The following is a 19,994-nucleotide window of genomic DNA, read 5'->3' on the forward strand; positions in this document are numbered from 1 at the left end:
GAAGCTGAGCGAGGCCGAACCGGTGTTGCCGAAGCTGTCGGTCTGGCTTGCCACGATGGTGTGCGATCCATCGGCCAGCCCGCTCGGGAGGAACGACCAGGCGCCTTGCGCGTCGGTGGTCGCGGTGGCCACGACCGGAGTGCCGTCAATGGTGAAGTGCACCACGGTGTTGGCAAGGCCGGTGCCGCTCAGCGCCGGGTTGGCGGTGACGTGGTCGGTGGCCGAGCTGCCGGTGTCGACGGTGAGGGTCTCGGTCACCGTCGGACCGGTGGTGCTGAGCGTGTAGACCACCGCGCTGCTGGTGGCGGTGTTGCCGGCGGCATCGCTCACCCGTGCGGTCAGCGAGTTGCTGCCGTTGTTGAGGCTGACCGTGGTGCTCCAGCTGCCGTTGCCCTGCACGATGGCGGTGCCGATCGGCGTGGTGCCGTCGAGGATGGTGACGCTGGCGCCGGCATCGGCGACGTCGACCGTGCCGGTGATGGCCTGGCTGGCCTGGTTAGTCGCCCCACCCGGGCTGGTGATGGCGACCGTCGGCGCCGCCGTGTCGAGGGTGAAGCTCAGCGAGGCCGAACCGATGTTGCCGAAGCTGTCGGTCTGGCTCGCCACGATGGTGTGCAGTCCGTCCGCCAGCCCGCTCGGGAGGAACGACCACGCCCCTTGCGCATCGGTGGTCGCCGTGGCCGCGACCGGAGTGCCGTCGATGGTGAAGTGCACCACGGTGTTGGCAAGGCCGGTGCCGCTCAGCGCCGGGTTGGCGGTGACGTGGTCGGTGGCCGAGCTGCCGGTGTCGACGGTGAGGGTCTCGGTCACTGTCGGACCGGTGGTGCTGAGCGTGTAGACCACCGCGCTGCTGGTGGCGGTGTTGCCGGCGGCATCGTTCACCCGTGCGGTCAGCGAGTTGGCTCCATTGGTGAGGCTGACCGTGGTGCTCCAGCTGCCGTTGCCCTGCACGATGGCGGTGCCGATCGGCGTGGTGCCGTCGAGGATGGTGACGCTGGCGCCGGCATCGGCGACGTCGACCGTGCCGGTGATGGCCTGGCTGGCCTGGTTGGTCGCCCCACCCGGGCTGGTGATGGCGACCGTCGGCGCCGCCGTGTCGAGGGTGAACACAACGGATCCGCTCGTAGTAACGTTGGCGTTAGGGTCCAAAGCCACGATGCTGTGGTCGCCGTCACCTGCCAGCGTGACTGCTATGCTCCAAACGCCGCCAGAGCGGACAGTAACCGTTCCAATTTGCGTGGTGACACCGTTGTAAGTGTCATACAGCGTCACCGTGCTTCCAACGAAAGCGGCATCGACAGTTCCGCTGATCGTCTGACTTCCTTGGTTGATTGGACCGCCTGCGCTGCTGATAATTACAGGTGCGAACGAAGTCGCGACAACAGCTTGCGGCGTATCCAAAACGGGGACGAGCGGTTTCGATGCGGACGCAGAACTTCCCGTGACGGAAGCTAGGGTCACAAAAACCGGAGTGATCGATCCGCCACCCGCTTGGCCCTTCACGTCGTCTGCAATGACGGTGGTCGAGGCTTCGGTAGGTGATGGTGGAGGACTCCCAGCGAACTTCTGCAGCGACTTTGTATCGGCATCTCCTCGCTTGCCGTCGCTAGGTGCCGGAGTGTCTGGGGCGATCTGTTTGCCGATATCGTAGGTCGTCAACACCTGCTGGAAAGCGCTGAATTCCTGCGCGACCTGGCCTGGGCTCTTACTGATGGCTTGGGTGATCACCTCGAAATTGGCAGTTGGCGTGATGGTCAGCGATGGACCGTCGCTGGTAACTATCCCGATTGGATCCCCCGCGGTACAAACGCCTTGAAGCAAGTTAGTTGGGACGCATTTGAAGACCTGCACGGAATGAATGTGACCATCTTGCTGATCGGCAACCGAGATCGAGACCTGCCCATCCACCGCATCGACGTTAAGAAGAACTGCGGTACCGCGAATTCCAATCACGGCACTTGGCGTCGCGATCTGCATGTCACCCGTTTTGGCGACCTGGCCAGCGACGAAGCTGGCCGCGCCTTGGACGAGAGTGAACATCGAATGGTTCGCGCCACTCGTCAGACTGACTAAGGTACCGCTCGCACTACTCTGCCCTTCATACCCCAATTCGTTCAACATGAAGCGAGCGTTTGCACTTAGGTTGAACGTTGATCCGTCGATTAGAACCAGGCCGATGGTAGAGCCACTTCCAGTCTGCACAACGTCGTTCTGATAGACCACGTCCCCGTTGTTCGCTTCGATGGTAACGCCATTGCGAACGATGCTGGCGCTTCCCGTTATGGTGGCGACATGGCCGATGACCTTTACAGGCGCCGCATTTCCTCCGGCTTGAGCAAAGGTTTGATAGCCCGTCAGCGCTTCGACGACTCTCGCATCGAGTTGCGCGCCGTCTGCCGAAATGAGCGGCGAACGCTTCTCACCGAGAAAGTAGTTGTGAATCGAGACCCGATGGTTGGGATCAGAAATGATGAGATCGGGGCCCGAACGTGCATATTCGCCCGAGAATAAGAGATGTGCGTCCGGAATGATGAGTGAATCAGTTGGGCCAGGCTCAAGGAGGCCAAAGGACCCCCACGCGGCCTCAGATGCAGCAACATCAAGCTTTGGGTTTAATGGGGTATTCAAATCCGCGACCCCATGAATAATTTTGCTAATTAATCACATTTAATGTTAATAACACCCGATCGACGAGCAGAAAAGCGTTTTTGCAAGCAAAGCTGTATTGGTTCGAAGTCTGTTGATCGTTCGACCCCCAACAATGCGCCCGGGCGTTATAGGGCGCGGTAATACGTGTGCGGCGGAACGAGTTGATCTGAATAGTCCCGCATCCAGCCGGACACACCGCCAGAGTCCAACTCGCATGGTGCAACCGAGAACTTTTCGTCGCATGGACCTCATCGAGGTGCGCCGTCAACTGTGCACGCGCGCAACCGGCATTCCAATAACAGCCTTATTGTAAGGCATATCAACGGCCTGCTATGCCGCATTTATCACTTGGAGGAAGCGCTCGACCCTAGCCAAGGTGAGCGAATCCGCAAAGCTGTTCAAATTGTGCTACGAGATACATCGAAGAGTTAGTTTGACCTAAGTCCCGGATCAAGCGGGCAGACAGCAACAGCAGGTCCAGAGCATTGGCGCGAGGGCGTCGCCGATACGTTCTCCCACGATTGAGAATGCCGGCCTTAGATCTGGATCCAATTTAGGCCATGCCCGCATTGATCTGCATATCGGACCGTAGGTGCATTCGCCCTCGCGGGGATCTGCATCCCACTTGCGGACCAGTTGCGCATTGGATCTCGGTTGACCGTTGTTAGCTCTTTTCTGCGGCGTTGAAGCCGGGCTGGCGGCTGCATGCTTGTCTGGCACCATTAGCCTCGACGGCTATCTGAAACGACGAGGCAGACAGCAGCTCCATGGCTGATTGTTCTTCGGTCAGGCGCCTCTCAACATACTGCCGTTCAATCTCAGTCAGCCTAGTTTGAAGCAGGCCCAAATACCGCTCAACGTTCTTTCGATAAATGCGCAAACGAACAAGCTTCTCGTCGATCATCTTTTATCCCGATGAATGGGTGCAATACGCCTGAAAATACCTCTTGAAGAGGCTATTTTTAAATAAGTATATTTAAATTTGGTGTATTTAAAATGGCAGACAAATTCGGTAAGGTCAAGAAGGGGTATCTGCGATGAAATCGATCATGCTCGCAGTCCTAACTCTGTTCGCGATTTTAACCGTCGCGCCGCTCTAATCATCGGCAGCGCTGGCCCAGCAAAACCCACCCGCCAAAGCCAAATTCGTTGAGAAGGGATGCAGGCTGGACGCACGGTACGCCTGTTAATGAGTGGCCTCACATCGCGGCGGCTCGCGAGTCCACATGAAAAGTGGGAGCACGGTTGTTGGGTACGTATAGCGGCCGCTGGGGCAAAAGCCGCTGGCGAGGAATCTTTGTTGGACATGACCTAATGATGAAGCGGCAAACCACGCTCTTCGGGACCCGGAAGCACCGATTTGGTGCAGGCACGAGCGATGGAAGCGCCACTTACAATGAAGGCCAATTTGCGATTGGCTCTCGCATCGAGGTAAGGCCCTCAGCGGGGCCACGGTTGTGCGGCAAAACCGGAACGCTGATTGGTGCTGGATACCATCCCAGGAGTCTCCGCGTCATATTGGATGGTTCAAAATCACCAATAACCCTTCACGTTGCATACGTTGCAATTGTAAATGAGAAATTCTGATTGATGCTGCGGCAGCCTGCGTGACGAGTTCATCATCCAGCCGCGGCAGCGACAAATAAGTCTGGTTGATCTGATTCAGCAAAGTCTTTCCCAACGTGCCTAGAGATGCCTGCGGCAATCTCTCTTCTTAGAGCGCAAATCACTCTGATGCGAAGACCGCTGGCGCCGGGTGGAAAATGAAAGGCGAGCATTGCAGGTCCAGTCGGAGTTTGCCGGTGGCCGAGTTCTTCCATAACAACGCATATCCGAACTGAGCATCGATAGGGACGATTGAGAACGCGATACACAATCCCCGAACAGTAGAGACATACTGTTATTCGGTGTCTCTTAGTTCCCATTCCTTTCGCTTTGAATTGTGACTTTTAGTTAAGTAGGCGCCGCGCCGTCGCTCACCCGTTCGAAGTTTACTCTCAGCGATCGCGACCGCAAATTTGGGCAAGATTACCAAAAGATTATTGCAGACGGGATTGGGATAACTCTGCGATTGGAGCCGTTACTGGTTCGACCGGACGCATAGGCGGCGGCGCCGGTATCTCGCCTCGCAGCTGAGAAGCTCGGGGCAGTTCAGCCAAAAACTGCATTCGCAATGCGGCAACAGGACATACCTGCGGCTTCGTCCGGGCAAATGATGCCGATGCGCGAAATCATATCGTTAAGTTCAATCCAAACGACCGACGCCATTTCACTGCCTGCTCGGACGCGCGGACCATCATGGGGACGATCAGGATTCATGGGAGACGATCAGATTGCCTCGTCGGCTCTGGCGGGAGAAGCGCGGCGACATTGAGCCAGAAAACCTTCGGAATCTCATCGTCCCAGCTCGGCACCGTCACCGAGGTCCTGAACCGCGCTCCGTGAACATCAGCGGCGCCTGGTTCAGCGACAGCGGCCGATAGATGTCGCTCATCACCTTGCGGCCGCGCTCGTCGGAGGTGCCGACGACGATGCGGTCGGGGAATTTGAAGTCGCGGATCGCCGCGCCCTCGCGCAGGAATTCGGGGTTCGAGGCGACGACCATTTCGGCCTTGGGATTGGTCTCGCGGATGATGCGCTCGACTTCGTCGCCGGTGCCGACCGGAACGGTCGATTTGGTCACCACGACGGTGAAGCCGGACAGCGACTGCGCGATCTCTTTCGCGGCGGCATAGACATAGGACAAATCGGCATGGCCGTCACCGCGGCGCGACGGCGTGCCGACCGCGATGAACACGGCATCGGCATCCGCAACCGGCTTGGACAGATCGGTGGTGAACTCCAGCCGCTTGGCCTTGACGTTGGTCGCCACGAGTTCATCGAGCCCGGGTTCGTAGATCGGGATCTCGCCGCGATGAAGGGCGGCGATCTTCCTCTCGTTCTTGTCGACGCAGATGACGTCGTGACCGAAATCCGCAAAGCAGGCTCCGGACACCAGTCCCACATAGCCCGTTCCGATCATCGCAATGCGCATGAAAATGCCTTTTTCTGTGAACAACAGATACTTCGGCTTCTAGTACATTTTTTCAGCCGATGGCGTGGTCGACCGATCCAGGGACGCAGAATCCGAATAATTCCTTAACCGTACTGCGTTGAGAGACCACTCGTCATGCGGCAGAACATAGCGGCGCGACGCTCCAGTCTAGCAGCTTCGGATATTTGTCGTCGGCACGCTCTCGGCTTTTCGGGGACGTCAGATCCGCCCAGAGGACCTCACGCCGACAGATTGAGTTGGGTTAACGGCGCAGATTGAGGCATCTACTGCCTCACATTTGATGTGGCGTTTTCATTATTGCGTCGCAATATATAAGGATCGTCCAGCCCATCGTGAGGCCGATGCGATGATCCGACATGCTGCACGCATGCTGGTGCTGGCGTGTTGCGTTTGCAGCCGGCCCGCTTACTCCAGTCTTGAACTGCAGGAGGTCGTACCTCCGCTTTCATTCATGCTGTTCTGTATTAAGTACCCCCAGGATTGTCGGGAACAGCGGGACCGTCGGACCACGGACTTCCCATCTCGAGGGCAGCGCTGGCGCGAGCTCAACCAGATCAACTGGAGCGTTAATTCTGTTATCGCGGCCGAGAGTCCATTGGCAAACCGGAATGACTATGAGTGGCAGATCTTCCCCTCTGACGGAAACTGTGGCGACTACGCCGTAACGAGCCATCTGCTGCTTCGATCGGGCTGGCCGAGTTCGTCTCTCCTTTTGGCGGAGGTTGTTATTCGTACGACGGGAGAGCATCACCTCGTGCGTGCTGCTCGTACGAGAAGGGCGAGCCATTTTCGTTCTGGACAATATGAGTGGAGTGATCATCCAGTCCAATGAAGCCTTAGACAAGTACGGTTTCCTGCGCACTGAATCGAATCTGAACCCTCAGCTCTAGACGCGCGGACTTGCGAGATCTTAGCTTAGCCGCGTCCTTGCGCTTCGAATTCGATCACGTCGCGAACGTATCGTCTTCCGAACCTACAGCTACCAATTCAGGCAGCCAGCGCTCTGCGCTTGCCCGGCGAGATGCCGGCGATGCGCTCGGCTCGTTAATGATAGCCAACAATCCGCTTGAAAATGCTCTGCCGCGGGTAGCGTCGGGACAGGCTTTTGGGTAAGAACACGCACCAGCTTCTATGAGATTTGCATGACCAAAAAGCGCGCATTAATTACCGGTGTTACAGGTCAGGACGGGGCCTACCTAGCTGAGCTGCTACTTGGGAAGGGCTATGAAGTCCATGGCATCAAGCGGCGGACCTCGCTCTTCAACACCGACCGCATCGACCACCTTTACCTTGATCCGCACGAGCCCGATCCGCCGTTCCGCCTGCACTACGGTGATCTGACGGACTCCTCCAGCCTCATCCGGATCGTTGCCCAGGTGCAGCCCGACGAAATTTACAATCTGGCTGCCCAGAGCCATGTGGCGGTGTCGTTCGAGGAGCCCGAATACACTGCGAATTCCGATGGGCTGGGGACGCTGCGGATTCTCGAAGCCATGCGCATCGTGGGGCTCGAGAAGACGGCGCGCTTCTACCAAGCGTCGACTTCCGAATTATATGGCCTGGTTCAGGAAATTCCGCAGAAGGAGACCACTCCTTTTTACCCGCGCTCCCCTTATGCGGTCGCCAAGCTCTACGCCTATTGGATCACGGTGAACTATCGCGAAGCGTACGGTATGTACGCCTGCAACGGAATTCTGTTCAATCACGAGTCTCCCGTTCGCGGTGAGACCTTCGTTACCCGAAAGATCACGCGAGCACTCGCGCGAATCCATTTGGGTCTTCAGGAGCGCCTGTATTTGGGCAATCTGGACGCGCTGCGCGATTGGGGCCACGCCCGCGACTACGTCGAGATGCAGTGGTTGATGCTGCAGCAGGAGAAGCCCGAGGATTTCGTCATCGCTACCGGCGTGCAGCACTCCGTGAGAGATTTCGTTAATATTGCGGCCAGCGAAGTCGGAATACGGATTCGGTGGGAAGGCCGCGACGTCGATGAGAAGGGCTATGACGCCTCTAGCGGCAGATGTATCGTCTCGGTAGACCCCCGCTATTTCCGGCCCACCGAGGTCGCGACTCTCTTGGGAGATCCCGCGAAAGCGAAGCAGAAACTCGGATGGGAGCCAACGACCTCCTTCGAGACTCTGGTTCAGGAAATGATGAAGGAAGATCTCGAATCGGCAAAGCGGGACGAACTGATCAAGCAGCACGGATTCCGATACTTTCCGCGTCACGAGTGATCTCGGGTTACTTCACCCACCACAGCGAGCGCGGAGGACGTAAGCGCTCATCCCGGCGCTCACCTTTGGCTGCTTTTGTTCGTCAGCCGACACCATCGCGCCGCAGTCGAGGTCAGATGTCTCAGGGCAAGCGAACCGCATCCTCCACTGGAAGTCCAATGTTGTTGTTAGCGCTTGTCGGTCCGACCCCTTTCTGTCCCGTTGGCTTGCGCACGCCCGCCATGACTTCCGACCACCGACGAACAATTGTCTGTCGATCCCAGCGATCGAGGGCGCGCTTTCGTCCTTCCTCGCCGTAATGCCGGCGGAGTGCGGGCGCCTCACTGAGCTGGCAGAGCGCAGCTTCCAGAGCGGACGAATCTCCCGGCGGAATCACGAGACCGGCGCCGGTCACTTCCGCCGCAAGCCCCGTACCCTCTTCGGCCATGGCGATCACTGGCCGGGCGGATGCGAAGATCGCGCCAAGCTTGGAAGGCAATACCAGGTCGGCGGCCTCGGCCTTCTGCGGAATCAGATGAAAATCGGCAGTTGCCATCAACTCGTTGAAGCTCTCGTTAGGCTGAAGCCCGAGAAAATGGACGTTGGTGTGCCCGACCGCCATTTGCTCGAGCCTCGTCTTATTTGGGCCCTCGCCGGCGAGGATGAACCGAATATGTGGATGACTTTGCGCCAATCCGATCGCGGCCTCGATCACGAGTTCAAGGCCTTGCTTGTTTGACATCGTCCCGGAGTAGAGCGCCACAATGTCGGTCTCAGCAAGCTTCAGCTGCTCGCGATATCTCGTCATCCGCGAAGCAGGGCGGATCGCGCGGGTATCGATCCAATTTCTGACTTCAACCGCTTTATCGACGCCCACCCCCTTCAGAATCAGGCGATCCACCATCGACTGAGAGATCGTTGAGACATGATCGAACGATTTGAGGATCGCCGCTTCCGTCCTAAGCATCCATTTTCGCAAGGTATCGTTGCGCAGCAGACCAAGATCGAATGCCGCATCGACCTCGAAGTCTTGAATGTGAAGCCATGATTTGGCACCGACGCGACGAGCAACGAGCGAGACGAAGGCAGCCGACATCAGAGACGGGGCAACCGCGATCATGACGTCTGGTCGCCAGGATAACGCGTTAACAAGGACCGGCACTGCGCTCGAGAGTGCAAACGAGGCATGATGGATGAGCCGCTTCGCTCCCGACGGATGTCCAGGGACATAGATCGGCGTCCGCGTGACCCGAACGCCATCGATATGCCTCGTTCTAAAGTAAAAACTACGGAAGCGCGGAGGAATCTTCCAGGTGGGATAATACGGCGGAGCCGTGATCACCCTCACCTCGTGACCTTCAGCGACGAGGCTTTCGCAGAGCTCGCTATTGTATTTCGCTACTCCGATCAGATCGGGGGCATAATTGATGCCGACCAAAAGAACACGCATAAAGGCGCAATCCAAGTAAGATTTCAGGGGTTAAATTATTGTAGGCCGAATAGTTGAGCTTAGCTGGTGGCGCTAACCTCCAGATGACGGCCGTAGCCCTTTAGAAAATCCTGATACGCAGCGGCGAGACCGGCGCGCAGAGGAATATTCGGGTGCCAACCAAGGGCTCGCACCCGCGAGCTATCGAGCAGCTTGCGCGGCGTCCCATCGGGCTTGGACGTGTCGAAAACCAGCTTGCCCCGATAGCCAACCACGTCTGCGACCGTTGCCGCGAAATCTCCGATCGACAATTCATCGCCGCTACCGACATTGATCGGCAGGTCGCTTGAATAGTTCTTCAGAAGGAAGATACACGCATCGGCAAAATCTTCGACGTTGAGAAATTCACGAAGCGGCGTGCCCGTGCCCCAGACACTCACGGTCGGTACTTGCGCGAGCTTTGCTTCATGGAAGCGGCGGATCAACGCGGCCGGTACGTGACTGTGATCGGGGTGGTAGCTATCGCCGCGCCCGTAGAGGTTAGTGGGCATCGCCGAGATGAAGTCATCGCCATATTGCCGACGATAGGCCTGGCACATCTTGAGGCCGGCGATCTTGGCAATCGCGTACGATTCGTTGGTCGGCTCGAGCGGCCCGGTCAGCAATTCGCTTTCGGCGATCGGCTGCTTGGCATGTTTGGGGTAGATGCAGGATGAGCCCAGAAACAGCAGACGTTGAACGCCAACCGCGTGGCTGGCTCGGATGACGTTTAACTCCAAGGCGAGATTGTCGCAGAGAAAGTCGACAGGAAAGTTATTGTTGGCTGCGATTCCGCCCACCTTGGCGGCCGCGTGGATCACCACGTCGGGACGGTTGGCCTCGAGCCACCTCAGCGTAGGCTCTTCCTTAATGAGGTCGAGCTCACGTCGATCGACAGACAGGACGGTGCAATTCTCGGACGCAAGCCGCCGGACGAGCGCTGAGCCAGCCATGCCCCGATGACCCGCAACAAAAACGCGCTTACCCGTCAGATCGTAACTTGAAACTCTTGTCATCGTGCCCTCTGGCGGGCGCCCTTCCACTGCGACATCACGCTCTCCGTGATATCCAGATGCAGTCGACGTCCCGCAATCAAATTACCGCCTCAGCCTGGGCAATCTGGTAACACAATCTTCACCGTGCGGCAGCCGGTCCAGGCTCCACGAAGATATTCATAGTGAACATAGGTGGTGCGCACAAAAGAACAGCACGCTGCGAACAAAAATGAGCAAGGCAGCCGCACGAGTTTCGCGACTGCCTTTGAGAATCGATCAAGTGATGATGCGGCCAGCTGCTGCTTCAGTACGCCCGACGCAAAACCGGACCCAGCGGTACGCAGACGCGATCCATGTACCAGCCATATGGCGTTTCGACGCGCACCAGCGGACAATGACGCCAAGGCGTGTAGCGATACGGGTAGGGTTGCGCCCAGAACGTGATAGGGGTCAGTTGCCCCTCCCCGGTCAGAAGAGCAGCCCGCGCCGGCATCTGCATGGCCGCGTTTGCCCCGCTCGCAGCAAAAAGCGAAACGGTCGCGGCCAAAAGTCCCGCTTTCACAAACGTCTTGAACATCGCCAAAAGCTCCTTGCCCCTGCGGACTTGCTCCACAAACGCAAAATTCTCGTCAGGAATCGCTCCGACGAGACCGCGATCCGGAGAGCACCCCCGCGAACCAGCCCAAATAACTTGCTAATCTTACCAAGGCGACGGGCGGAAAGGCAACCGAGCCGGTGGGTCAGATTCGACTTTGCGGCGAGAAGGCGCGCAACTGTGGCTTCCCGGCCCCTACTTCTCCCCGCCCCAGGCCGCGGGCGTGCCCAGATCAGGTGAACGGCGGTATACATCCCGAAGAAACTGATAGTTGACGGCCTGAGCTAGAGGCACTTCTTCTTCACCCAGCTTGGTGAAGATAAGGATGTCCCGAAGGGTCCGCCAACGGCTCTCGTCATAGTCGGCAATGCGACCGCCGGTCGGCAGGACCAGGGCTCGCTGTTGCTCGAGCTCGAATTTCAATCGTTCGGATTTCAACCTGCTTGGGTCGAGTTCGACGAGACCGGGCACGCTCCGTGCATAGTCGGAATAGGCAAATTGCCAACCTCGAATGAGGCCCTGAAGGACATCGGTGATGATAGACGGCTGGTCGTGGATGAGATCATTGCTGGCAAAATAGACGAGCCCAGGAACATGGATGCCGTAGTCCTGTGGCCTAATGATATTGAGCTTGGCGAAATCCGACCTTGCTGGATCCGGCTGCTCGTCGAACGGGGCAATGATTGCATCCACATCGCCGGCGCGCAGGGCCTCGAAGCTGTTGCGATCCGCAACCTTCGTGATCTGGCTGCGCGGGAGCCCGAGCTGCGCCATCATGGCGTCGAAAATCACCTCTCCCTCGCTCGCTCGGCGGTATCCGAGCCGCTTGCCGACCAGATCGGCGGGCCGCCGCAGGCCGGAGCTCTCAAGCGTGAAAATAGCGATCGAGGTGTCCAAAAAGCTCGCGGCAAAGGCGGTCACCGGGACGCCGCGCCAGTTGGCCAGCAGGAACTTGTGGCCCGTCGTCACGCCGATAGCATGTTGGCGTGCGATGGTTTGAGCGAAATCAGGGGTGTCGGGGGCGGCAGTCAAGTCGATGCGGGAGGAGAAATATCCCTGTTTGAATGCAGAGAGTTCGCCGGCAAACCGCGCACCGTATGGCCCGTCCAACAGAAGTTTGACCTCTGTCGCTTTGGGGGCTGTTGGCGCCCTCAGGGACACGACATCGGGTCCGAGGAGAAAAACCATGGTCCCCGTCAGCGCAATGGCCGCAAGGCCAACGGCCAGATAACGGCTCCGTCTATGGCTGGACCGGCGGGACCGGATTCGCGACAATGAAATCTTCCTAACGGGGTATAAAATTGAGCATATCAGCTGAGGCGAGATGAGCTACAATCAACTACTGCGAGTAAGGTTACTTTTCCCTTCCCCTTGTTTTAATAGCGATTTTGGCCGATAGCCGCGGCAATCGGACAGTTAATTTTGGTCAATGGATTTGGCAGGATGACTATACTTTTCACTCGGCCGGCTCCTATTCCTGATTCTCCCGCGGAAATTCGCATTGTCGAGCAGAGGCCAGCCACAGCCACAGGTTTTTCGACGCTGTTCATGCGTCCTGCGGCTGTCGAACGGCTGGTGGCGGTGATCGACGCCGTGCTCATCGTCATCGGCGGGATCGGCTGCACGGTGGGTTACCACCTGGCGACCGCAGGAGCGCTCGGCAAGATCGACGTCTATGCGGCGGCGAGCGTGCTGGTTGCAATAAATTTCATCCTTCTCATTATAGTGCAGCAAGGCTACCGGCTGAAGACCATCACCAACCTGCCGCGCACCTTCCGGATGACGCTGACGGCGTGGACCGGCCTGTTCGGCGCACTGCTCGCGATCGCCTTCACGATGAAGGCCAGCGACGAATTCTCCCGCGGCACCACCATCTCGTTCTATCTGGTCGGCCTCGCCCTCCTGCTGGCCTGGAAGACCGCGGCCGGGCGCTGGACCGCGCACGCGCTGCGAACCGGCGCGTTCGCCAACGGCCGTGCGGTCATGATCGCCGAGTTCGGCCTTGCCACCTCCTCGGGCGCGGTGGACGACCTCGGCCAGCACGGCTACCGCCTGATGCGGATCATGGAGATCCGGCCTAAGGACCTCGCCTCGCCGCTGCTGCTCTCCTCGCTCGCGCCGCGCTTCGAGGAGCTGATCGCCTTTGCGCGCGAGAACCGGGTCGAGCACGTGTTCCTGCTGATGAACTGGAGCCGGCAGCACGCGATCGACAGCATCCTGGACGCGCTGAAGATCCTGCCCATTCCGGTGCATCTGGTGCCCGATCCGCACGCCGCGCGTTTCCTGCGCCATCCGCTGGTCAACACCGGCAATACTTGGACCGCGGAGCTGCGCCGCGCGCCCTTGTCCTGGAAGGAGCGCGCGCTCAAGCGCACGCTCGACCTCGCCGGCACCAGTCTGGCCTTGCTCGTGTTCGCCCCGGTGATGCTGGTGACCGCAATCCTGATCAAGGCGACCTCGAAGGGGCCGGTGTTCTTCCGCCAGACCCGCAACGGCTTCAACGGGCGCGCCTTCAAGATCTTCAAGTTTCGCACCATGGGCGTGCTCGAGGACGGCCCGAAAATCGTGCAAGCGAGCAGGAACGACCCGCGCGTGACCAGCATCGGCAAATGGCTGCGCAAGACCTCGATCGACGAGCTGCCGCAGCTGTTCAACGTGCTCAAGGGCGACATGTCGCTGGTCGGCCCCCGCCCGCACGCGGCCGCGCACAACACCGAATATGAGCAGATCATCGGCAACTACGCCTTCCGCCACCACGTCAAGCCCGGCATCACCGGCTGGGCCCAGGTTAATGGTTACCGCGGAGAAACCAACACGCTCGACCTGATGCAGAAGCGCGTGGAGTATGATCTGTGGTACATCAACAATTGGGGCTTGTGGTTAGACGTCAAGATCATCGTCGGAACGGCGATCGGCGCTTTTGGTCATAATAGAGCCTATTGACGAGATCGCTGAGCCCTCTCCGCCGCGCAGACCGCCCTGCCCCTACTGACATCGCCAACAATCGATTATGCGGATGAACGGAACGAAACTCAACGCGATCGCGCTTTACGTAAACTTCGGTGTGTTGGCTCTGCTGGGGCTCTTTATCAATCCCCTGCTAGTCCAAAGCTTAGGGGCCGCTGACTTCGGAACTTGGAAATCTCTTCTCCGACTGCTCGATCTTTCTGGCGTCGCAGACGGCCGCGCGACGCAAGCATTGAAATGGATTGTGGCTCACAGATCGAGAGACAACGACGAATTCGAGCTAAGGCGCGCGATCACCGCATCGATCATTATGTGGCTGTTCTGGTTACCAGTGCTGCTGCTCGCGATATCTGCGGTGATCTACTTCTTGCCCTCGCTGATCAATGGGCTCGCAGCCGACCACCTTTCAGTTGCACGCTGGACAGCCTTGATTCTGGGTTCAAATATTATCCTGAGTGCTATGGTCGGTATTCCCGATGCTGTCCTGATTGGTACGAATCAAGGTTACCGCTCGACGGTCATAACAACAGTTTTCGTAGTCTTAAGCAGCGCAGCAATGCTTGTAATGGCTCAGGCAGGTTACAATTTACCTACTCTCGCACTCATTACGCTAATGACCGGGATGCTTAACGGCCTTTGTACATGGCTCGTGGCAAGGCGACGAATCGCTTGGTGGGGGCTCGCTAAGCCTGCGCGCAGTGACATTGTCCGTTTTGCCGGCTTCAGTAATTGGACGTCCGTATGGGGCCTTGTTCAACTGCTCCTGATCTCAAGCGAACTCCTTCTGATCAGCTTTCTTTCTGGCCCTATCGCAGTTACAAAATATACATTCACCTCCTATGCAGTTCAGTTTGCTCTCTCAATCTGCTTGATGACCGGCAGCGCCGTTACTCCAAGACTGGGCGGGCTGATCGGAGCTCGAGACCTGAAACTCGCGGGCAGCCTTGTCAATCAAACGCGCGAGATCCTCCTAGCCATTATGACTGTAAGCGGAGCTGGCATCTTGCTGCTCAACCGCACCTTTGTTTCGACGTGGGTTGGTCCGGAACAATACATGGGCGATCACATCAACGCCCTCATGGTGATCGCATTTCTACAACTCGCTCACATACGATTTGAGGCTCAAGTTCAGGACGTCGGATTAGACATTTCCAGAAAGGTGCTAGTCGGGCTTGCAAGCGCATGTCTCAGCTTACTGCTCGCAGGACTGTGCTATTATGCTTTTGGCTCGCTTGAGAGCCTTTATGCCGGCCTAATCATCGGCAGGCTGCCAGCTTCATTCGTGCTCCCGCAATTGGTCGCGAAACTCGTTCCAATATCGCCGTACAATCGGCGTGGAATTATCGGATTAGGCATCACCGCCATAGGGGCGATATTGATCGCACCTTTTTTCAATCAGCACGGCTGGCTCGCCTTTTCTCTAACCTCCGCGCTTATTCTGATCGTGCTCTCAGGGCTTTCTCTTGCATGCATTGTTTCGCCGGAAACCAGGTCCGTGATTTGCAAGCGCTGGTTGCCGGTGAGAGGAGAAATCGCGCGATGACAATGGGAAGTCGACCGATCCCCCACAAGGCATCCCTTTTCGGCCAAGCCTTACTGCTTAGCAGTCTGACGTTCGGATTATGCGTCGTACCATCTGGAAATGACCCATACATCGCATGGCCGGTCATTGCCTTGTTCTATGTCTATTTCGTCCGGTCGTTCTTTTCGCCAATGCGAATCCGATCTGACATTCCAACTTACACGACTATCGAAACTTTGTTTTTGATGTTCTACTTTCTGCTGTTCATAAACCCATATCAGGCACATTTTCTCGGCATCTCTGACCTACGCAACAATTCGTATCTCAGTTTTGTATACGAGGCTGGATCAAACCAAGCCTTACTCGCGGCCGCCATTGGCTTCGTCGCATTTCACTTGGGAATAAGTCTAACAAGAACACGGGCTAGGCAAAACACCTTCTCGGGCTCGGACCGAGTCGATGAGGGAACATACTACCACGCTTTTGGGTATGTGGTCGTCGCACTGCTCGCCGGATTCATTCTCATTTATGAGATCGCAGGCCTTCAAAGTTCTGACGAAGGACGATACACCAAAGTAGTGAGCGGCGGCGCAATTGCGGATGGCATTTATCTCATCATAATAATGCTATGCATCGTTGGAGGATCTCGCGCAATCGCGCTGATAGCACAAAGACGTGCTTTAGAGTTTCCGATATTGATCTCACTTCCGATCATTGCATACTGGTCAGTTCGCATTTTGATTCACGGGGATCGAAATTCGTTTTTCTTGATTGCCATCGCCGCAGGGGGTGGCTTCTTCACATTCGTCCGTCGCACGTCCTGGATCGCACTGGCCACCTGCGTCCTCGTTTCGCTCTTCGTCTATAGCGCTGTTGAGACGATCCGAATGTCGCAAGACCGATCATTCTCGACCCTCCTAGAAAAGATGTTTGAAGAGAAGCCAAGCGAAGAAGCAAATCGCAGTAGCAGCTTCAGCATCACTACCGCCACCTTGCGAGCTACTTTTGACATAGTCCCGGAACGTCAAGACTACGGATACGGCAAATATAAGCTGATCGGCTTCGCCGGCATCGTTCCGCTTATTAGAGGATCATTGCTCGGCAGCGATGCTCATCTGACGAACACAGCAGAGGTTCTTTCGAATTACATGCTTGGCCCCAACGCGGGTTGGAGCGTCGGCTCCAACTTATTGACCGACATCTACATGGACTTCGGCGTGCTCGGAATTCCAGTGCTCGTTCTCCTAGCCGGACTATTCGCAGGAACGATCCAAAAGAGCGCAATCGCAAGCCCGTATTCTACTCCAGCGATCACGTTTTATCTTCTCGTACTGGGAAATTTTGCTGAACTATCGAGATACACGCTCGACTCCCCAGTTCGAATGCTGACTTGGACTTACCTGCTTTTCTTAGGTTATGACGCGATAATGCGGATGCGGGGCTATAGGCCACCGACTAGCAGAGCTATACGCAGGACCATCAGACGGACAAGCCTGAAGCCTCATGCAGCGATCCCTGGTAGCAGCCACGAATAGTATCCTCCGATGAGCGCGATGAAAACAATCCGTGTGTGCTTCCTCATTCAGGCCATGTCAGACGGAGGGGCGCAAAAGCAATGCGTTTATCTCCTCAATGAACTGCAAAACCGGAAGGATGTCGACCTCCACCTCATTTACTTCTTTCCCGGTGTTCACGACCATTTGCTTCAGAGGGGCAACCTAAGCATTCATAAACTTTCCGTTGGCTCAAACTATAATCCGATGAACATCCTTCGGCTGCGAACTCTCCTTCGAGATCTGCAAGCCGACATCCTTCTCTCGTGGTTGCACGCTTGTGACATTTACAGCTTTTTCGTCAAGCTTAGTATGCCTGAGCTAACATGGCTCATGACTGAAAGAGATTCAAGTTATCCGCCTGATCCGCGATATTGGCTACGGCGTCACATCGGGATCTATGCGGATGCAATCATAGCGAACTCTGAGAAGGGAAAAGCTTACTGGATTGCAGCAGGTGCAATGCAACCATGCATCGTGATTCCCAACACTGTTCAGCCGATTCTCCCAGCCTCTGGTGCATCCCGCATCAACACTGTGCTTTACGCGGGCCGGCTTACACACCAGAAGAATGTCACTGCCGTCATAGAGAGCTTCTGTATCTTAGCGCGACGACGGCCAGAGCTTAGATTCTCGATCCTAGGAGATGGCATCCTCAAAGGCGACCTCGAAGACATAGTTCAGTCCGCAAGGCTAGGCGACCAAATAGAGTTTCTAGGATTCCGACAGGACATAGCTGATCACCTTTCCAAAGCGGGCATGGTCGTGAGTTTGAGCCATCATGAAGGCCTCCCCAACGTTTTGCTTGAGAGCGTCATGGCCGGATCGACGATCGTCGCCTCTGACATTCCCGAGCACCGGGAGTTGCTTGGGCCAGACTATCCGTTCTACGTTAGTGATAGAAATGACCCGGGCGCCTGTGCTGACGTGATGGAAAAAGCCTTGTCGACTACCAGCACAGACGTCATGGCATTCGCCAACTCCAGAATTTCCCAAATGTCCCCGAAGCAAATCGCAGCCTCGTACATCGATGTTTTTCGGCGCATGAAGAGTATGAGAGATGAGTAGAATTCGCCGCGCGATTTGGCGCATCGGACTACACCTGCTAAAGGTTGCACTCATTCCCTTGGAGAACCTAAATCCAAGGGCCTATATGAAATTGTATGTGCCGATACTCAGTGCTTATGGTCTGCACTTGAACGGCTTCCCGCGCTATATTTCTCTGAGAGCCCGCTTTGATGACTTCGAGCACATCACGCTGGGCGAACGAACTGTCATATCGAAGTATGTGATATTGTTAACGCACGACTATTCCCTGACTACTGCGTTGATCGCAATAGGGGAACCGCCTTCCACCGACATCGCGATAAAACGTGAAATCAAAATTGGATCTAACGTATTCATCGGAATGAACGCGGTCATCTTACCAGGCACTCAGATTGGCGATGACGTCATAGTTGGGGCGGGCAGCGTTGTGAGAGGTATCATACCATCAGATTCTATCGTCGTCGGTAATCCTGCAGAGCGCGTTGGTAGCTTGCGCGATCATCCGGAGCGATGGCGAGAGCGACGCGAAGGGTCTGCCGCTTTGGCTGATTGGGAATTTGGTCTGAAACACCGGGTTACTGAGAACTAGTATGAAACTAGTCCAAGTCGCGGGCCTCATTACAATCGTCAGCGCATGCTTCTTCGTAGCTGGACGATCGCAGGTGCCAAACAACGCCTTAATGAACGCTCCGCCAGTCCGGCTCGCCATACATACTACACGCATCATACTTGTAGGCGATTCGACCGTCGCTCCCCAGACTGGATGGGGCGGCCTGTTTTGCGGCTTACATGTCAAGGAAGATGTCGCGTGCCTCAACCTCGCTCGTGGAGGACGCAGTACACGAACGTATCAAACAGATGGGCTCTGGAGTCTTGTGAAGGACGAACTGAAAGTTCCGGGGTACCAAGCCAATTTTGTACTGATTCAGATGGGACACAATGACAAGTCGTTAGATCCCATAATCGGAACGGAGCTGAAGAAGGAATTTCCGGGAAATCTGCGACTATTTGTGGAAGAAGCCCGCACTCTAGGCGCTACGCCGATATTGTTAACTCCGTTAGCAACGCGCCACTTCAAGAGTTATCGAATCAACAACACCCTGCTCCCTTGGGCTGAACAGGTCGAGAAAATCGGCGAAGAACTTAATGTACCGATTTTAAACTTGAACAAACAAAGCGCCGCGCTCTTCCAGCGGCTTGGGGCGACCGGCTCCGCCGCATTCTCCGCCGTTGCCCCTACTGAATCCGAAAGAAAGGCAGCAGAGGACGGAACAACTCTCGCACCCCGTCTTCCAAAATCGACTCCCATTACAGCCGAAACCCCGGTGGACGACCCGCGTCGAAAATTCACGCAAGATTACACGCACCTGAATGCTGCAGGCGCCGAGGCCGTATCCGCTCTAGTCGCCTCAGGGCTAGCAGTAGCTAGTCCTGAACTCCGCTCTCATCTCGTTCCATAAAGATTCCTATGCGAGTAGCCACGTTTTTGATCGCTTTGCTGTGTGGTATCTGCAGCCTTGCTCAGAGCTCGAGGTGTGAAACATCCCCGAACGAGCTGCGGATTTATGTATCGCCACAAGGTCGAGACGACTCAGATGGTTTGGCGCCGGAACCGTCTGCCAGCGGCGAAAGGGGGCCGCTTCGCACGATTGAAAGAGCGACGTTGCTGGTTCGAGAGTTGAGGCGCGACGCCCAAGATGCAACGGTTACGGTCCTTCTTCGTGGCGGCCGCTATGAGCTCGAACATACCCTCACTTTTAGGCCCGAGGACTCGGGTTCACCTGAAGCGCCCGTTGTGTACCGATCATATCCCGGCGAAGTGGCGCACATCGATGGCGGACGGCGTGTCGGAGGCTGGCGTCCAGGGAAGGACGGAATTTGGTCAGCCAGCTATTCGGAATCCTTGTCGCCTACGGGCTGCCCCACTCAG

General features: G+C 56.7%; 15 protein-coding genes and 1 pseudogene. 8 read left to right on the forward strand and 8 right to left on the reverse strand.

The window, feature by feature from the left end; genetic code table 11:
* The 4 genes and pseudogenes from IVA74_RS19370 to IVA74_RS19385 form a co-directional block, all read right to left on the reverse strand.
* The coding region (locus IVA74_RS19370; protein ID WP_247347243.1) for an Ig-like domain-containing protein at positions 1 to 2,628 on the reverse strand (2,628 nt) is incomplete at its 3' end.
* Between the two features lie 685 nt (positions 2,629 to 3,313).
* Positions 3,314 to 3,553, reverse strand: a complete 240-nt coding sequence (locus IVA74_RS19375; RefSeq protein ID WP_247347246.1) for a hypothetical protein — start codon at positions 3,551 to 3,553, stop codon at positions 3,314 to 3,316.
* A 609-nt stretch (positions 3,554 to 4,162) separates the two neighbouring features.
* Positions 4,163 to 4,354 carry a hypothetical protein gene (locus tag IVA74_RS19380; RefSeq protein ID WP_247347257.1) on the reverse strand — a complete coding sequence of 64 codons (192 nt, stop codon included), beginning with the start codon at positions 4,352 to 4,354 and terminating at the stop codon, positions 4,163 to 4,165.
* A 735-nt stretch (positions 4,355 to 5,089) separates the two neighbouring features.
* Positions 5,090 to 5,683 (reverse strand): annotated as a pseudogene (locus IVA74_RS19385) (nucleotide sugar dehydrogenase); the annotation flags it as partial.
* Between the two features lie 472 nt (positions 5,684 to 6,155).
* Here IVA74_RS19385 and IVA74_RS19390 point away from each other — a divergent pair.
* Entirely contained in the window at positions 6,156 to 6,536 is a 381-nt protein-coding gene (locus IVA74_RS19390; protein WP_247347464.1) for a transglutaminase-like cysteine peptidase, read from the forward strand.
* Positions 6,537 to 6,846: 310 nt separating this feature from the next.
* Positions 6,847 to 7,938 carry a GDP-mannose 4,6-dehydratase gene (gene gmd / locus IVA74_RS19395; protein ID WP_247347259.1) on the forward strand — a complete coding sequence of 364 codons (1,092 nt, stop codon included), beginning with the start codon at positions 6,847 to 6,849 and terminating at the stop codon, positions 7,936 to 7,938.
* A 121-nt stretch (positions 7,939 to 8,059) separates the two neighbouring features.
* On the opposite strand, the gene IVA74_RS19400 is transcribed toward gmd, so the two are convergent.
* The 4 genes from IVA74_RS19400 to IVA74_RS19415 all read right to left on the reverse strand — a co-directional run bounded on the left by IVA74_RS19400 (position 8,060) and on the right by IVA74_RS19415 (position 12,163).
* Positions 8,060 to 9,367 (reverse strand): WcaI family glycosyltransferase, encoded by a 1,308-nt coding sequence (locus tag IVA74_RS19400; RefSeq protein WP_247347261.1) that lies wholly within the window; start codon positions 9,365 to 9,367, stop codon positions 8,060 to 8,062.
* 59 nt (positions 9,368 to 9,426) lie between these two features.
* A complete protein-coding gene (locus tag IVA74_RS19405) occupies positions 9,427 to 10,401 on the reverse strand; it encodes a GDP-L-fucose synthase (RefSeq protein ID WP_276577018.1) in 975 nt (324 codons plus the stop codon).
* A gap of 283 nt (positions 10,402 to 10,684) precedes the next feature.
* Positions 10,685 to 10,957 carry a hypothetical protein gene (locus IVA74_RS19410; protein ID WP_247347263.1) on the reverse strand — a complete coding sequence of 91 codons (273 nt, stop codon included), beginning with the start codon at positions 10,955 to 10,957 and terminating at the stop codon, positions 10,685 to 10,687.
* Between the two features lie 213 nt (positions 10,958 to 11,170).
* Positions 11,171 to 12,163, reverse strand: a complete 993-nt coding sequence (locus IVA74_RS19415; protein WP_247347265.1) for an ABC transporter substrate-binding protein — start codon at positions 12,161 to 12,163, stop codon at positions 11,171 to 11,173.
* A 360-nt stretch (positions 12,164 to 12,523) separates the two neighbouring features.
* On the opposite strand from IVA74_RS19415, the gene IVA74_RS19420 reads away from it, so the two are divergent.
* The 6 genes from IVA74_RS19420 to IVA74_RS19445 all read left to right on the forward strand — a co-directional run bounded on the left by IVA74_RS19420 (position 12,524) and on the right by IVA74_RS19445 (position 19,524).
* Complete coding sequence (locus tag IVA74_RS19420; RefSeq protein WP_247347267.1) at positions 12,524 to 13,918, forward strand: undecaprenyl-phosphate glucose phosphotransferase; 1,395 nt, start codon at positions 12,524 to 12,526, stop codon at positions 13,916 to 13,918.
* A gap of 73 nt (positions 13,919 to 13,991) precedes the next feature.
* The gene (locus IVA74_RS19425; RefSeq protein ID WP_247347268.1) at positions 13,992 to 15,485 is read left to right on the forward strand and encodes a hypothetical protein; all 1,494 of its coding nucleotides are present in this window, start codon (positions 13,992 to 13,994) and stop codon (positions 15,483 to 15,485) included.
* Positions 15,482 to 16,999, forward strand: a complete 1,518-nt coding sequence (wzy, locus tag IVA74_RS19430) for an O-antigen polysaccharide polymerase Wzy (RefSeq protein ID WP_247347269.1) — start codon at positions 15,482 to 15,484, stop codon at positions 16,997 to 16,999. The genes IVA74_RS19425 and wzy overlap by 4 nt, the downstream gene beginning before the upstream one ends.
* Positions 17,000 to 17,008: 9 nt before the next feature.
* Positions 17,009 to 18,085, forward strand: coding sequence for a glycosyltransferase (locus tag IVA74_RS19435; RefSeq protein ID WP_247347270.1), 1,077 nt, complete (start codon positions 17,009 to 17,011; stop codon positions 18,083 to 18,085).
* Positions 18,078 to 18,653 carry an acyltransferase gene (locus IVA74_RS19440; RefSeq protein WP_247347271.1) on the forward strand — a complete coding sequence of 192 codons (576 nt, stop codon included), beginning with the start codon at positions 18,078 to 18,080 and terminating at the stop codon, positions 18,651 to 18,653. Before IVA74_RS19435 ends, IVA74_RS19440 begins: the two co-directional genes overlap by 8 nt.
* Positions 18,654 to 18,744: 91 nt before the next feature.
* Positions 18,745 to 19,524, forward strand: coding sequence for a rhamnogalacturonan acetylesterase (locus IVA74_RS19445; RefSeq protein WP_247347468.1), 780 nt, complete (start codon positions 18,745 to 18,747; stop codon positions 19,522 to 19,524).
* The last annotated feature ends 470 nt before the right edge of the window (positions 19,525 to 19,994 follow it).

The organism is Bradyrhizobium sp. 132, from assembly GCF_023074185.1.
Lineage (GTDB): Bacteria > Pseudomonadota > Alphaproteobacteria > Rhizobiales > Xanthobacteraceae > Bradyrhizobium.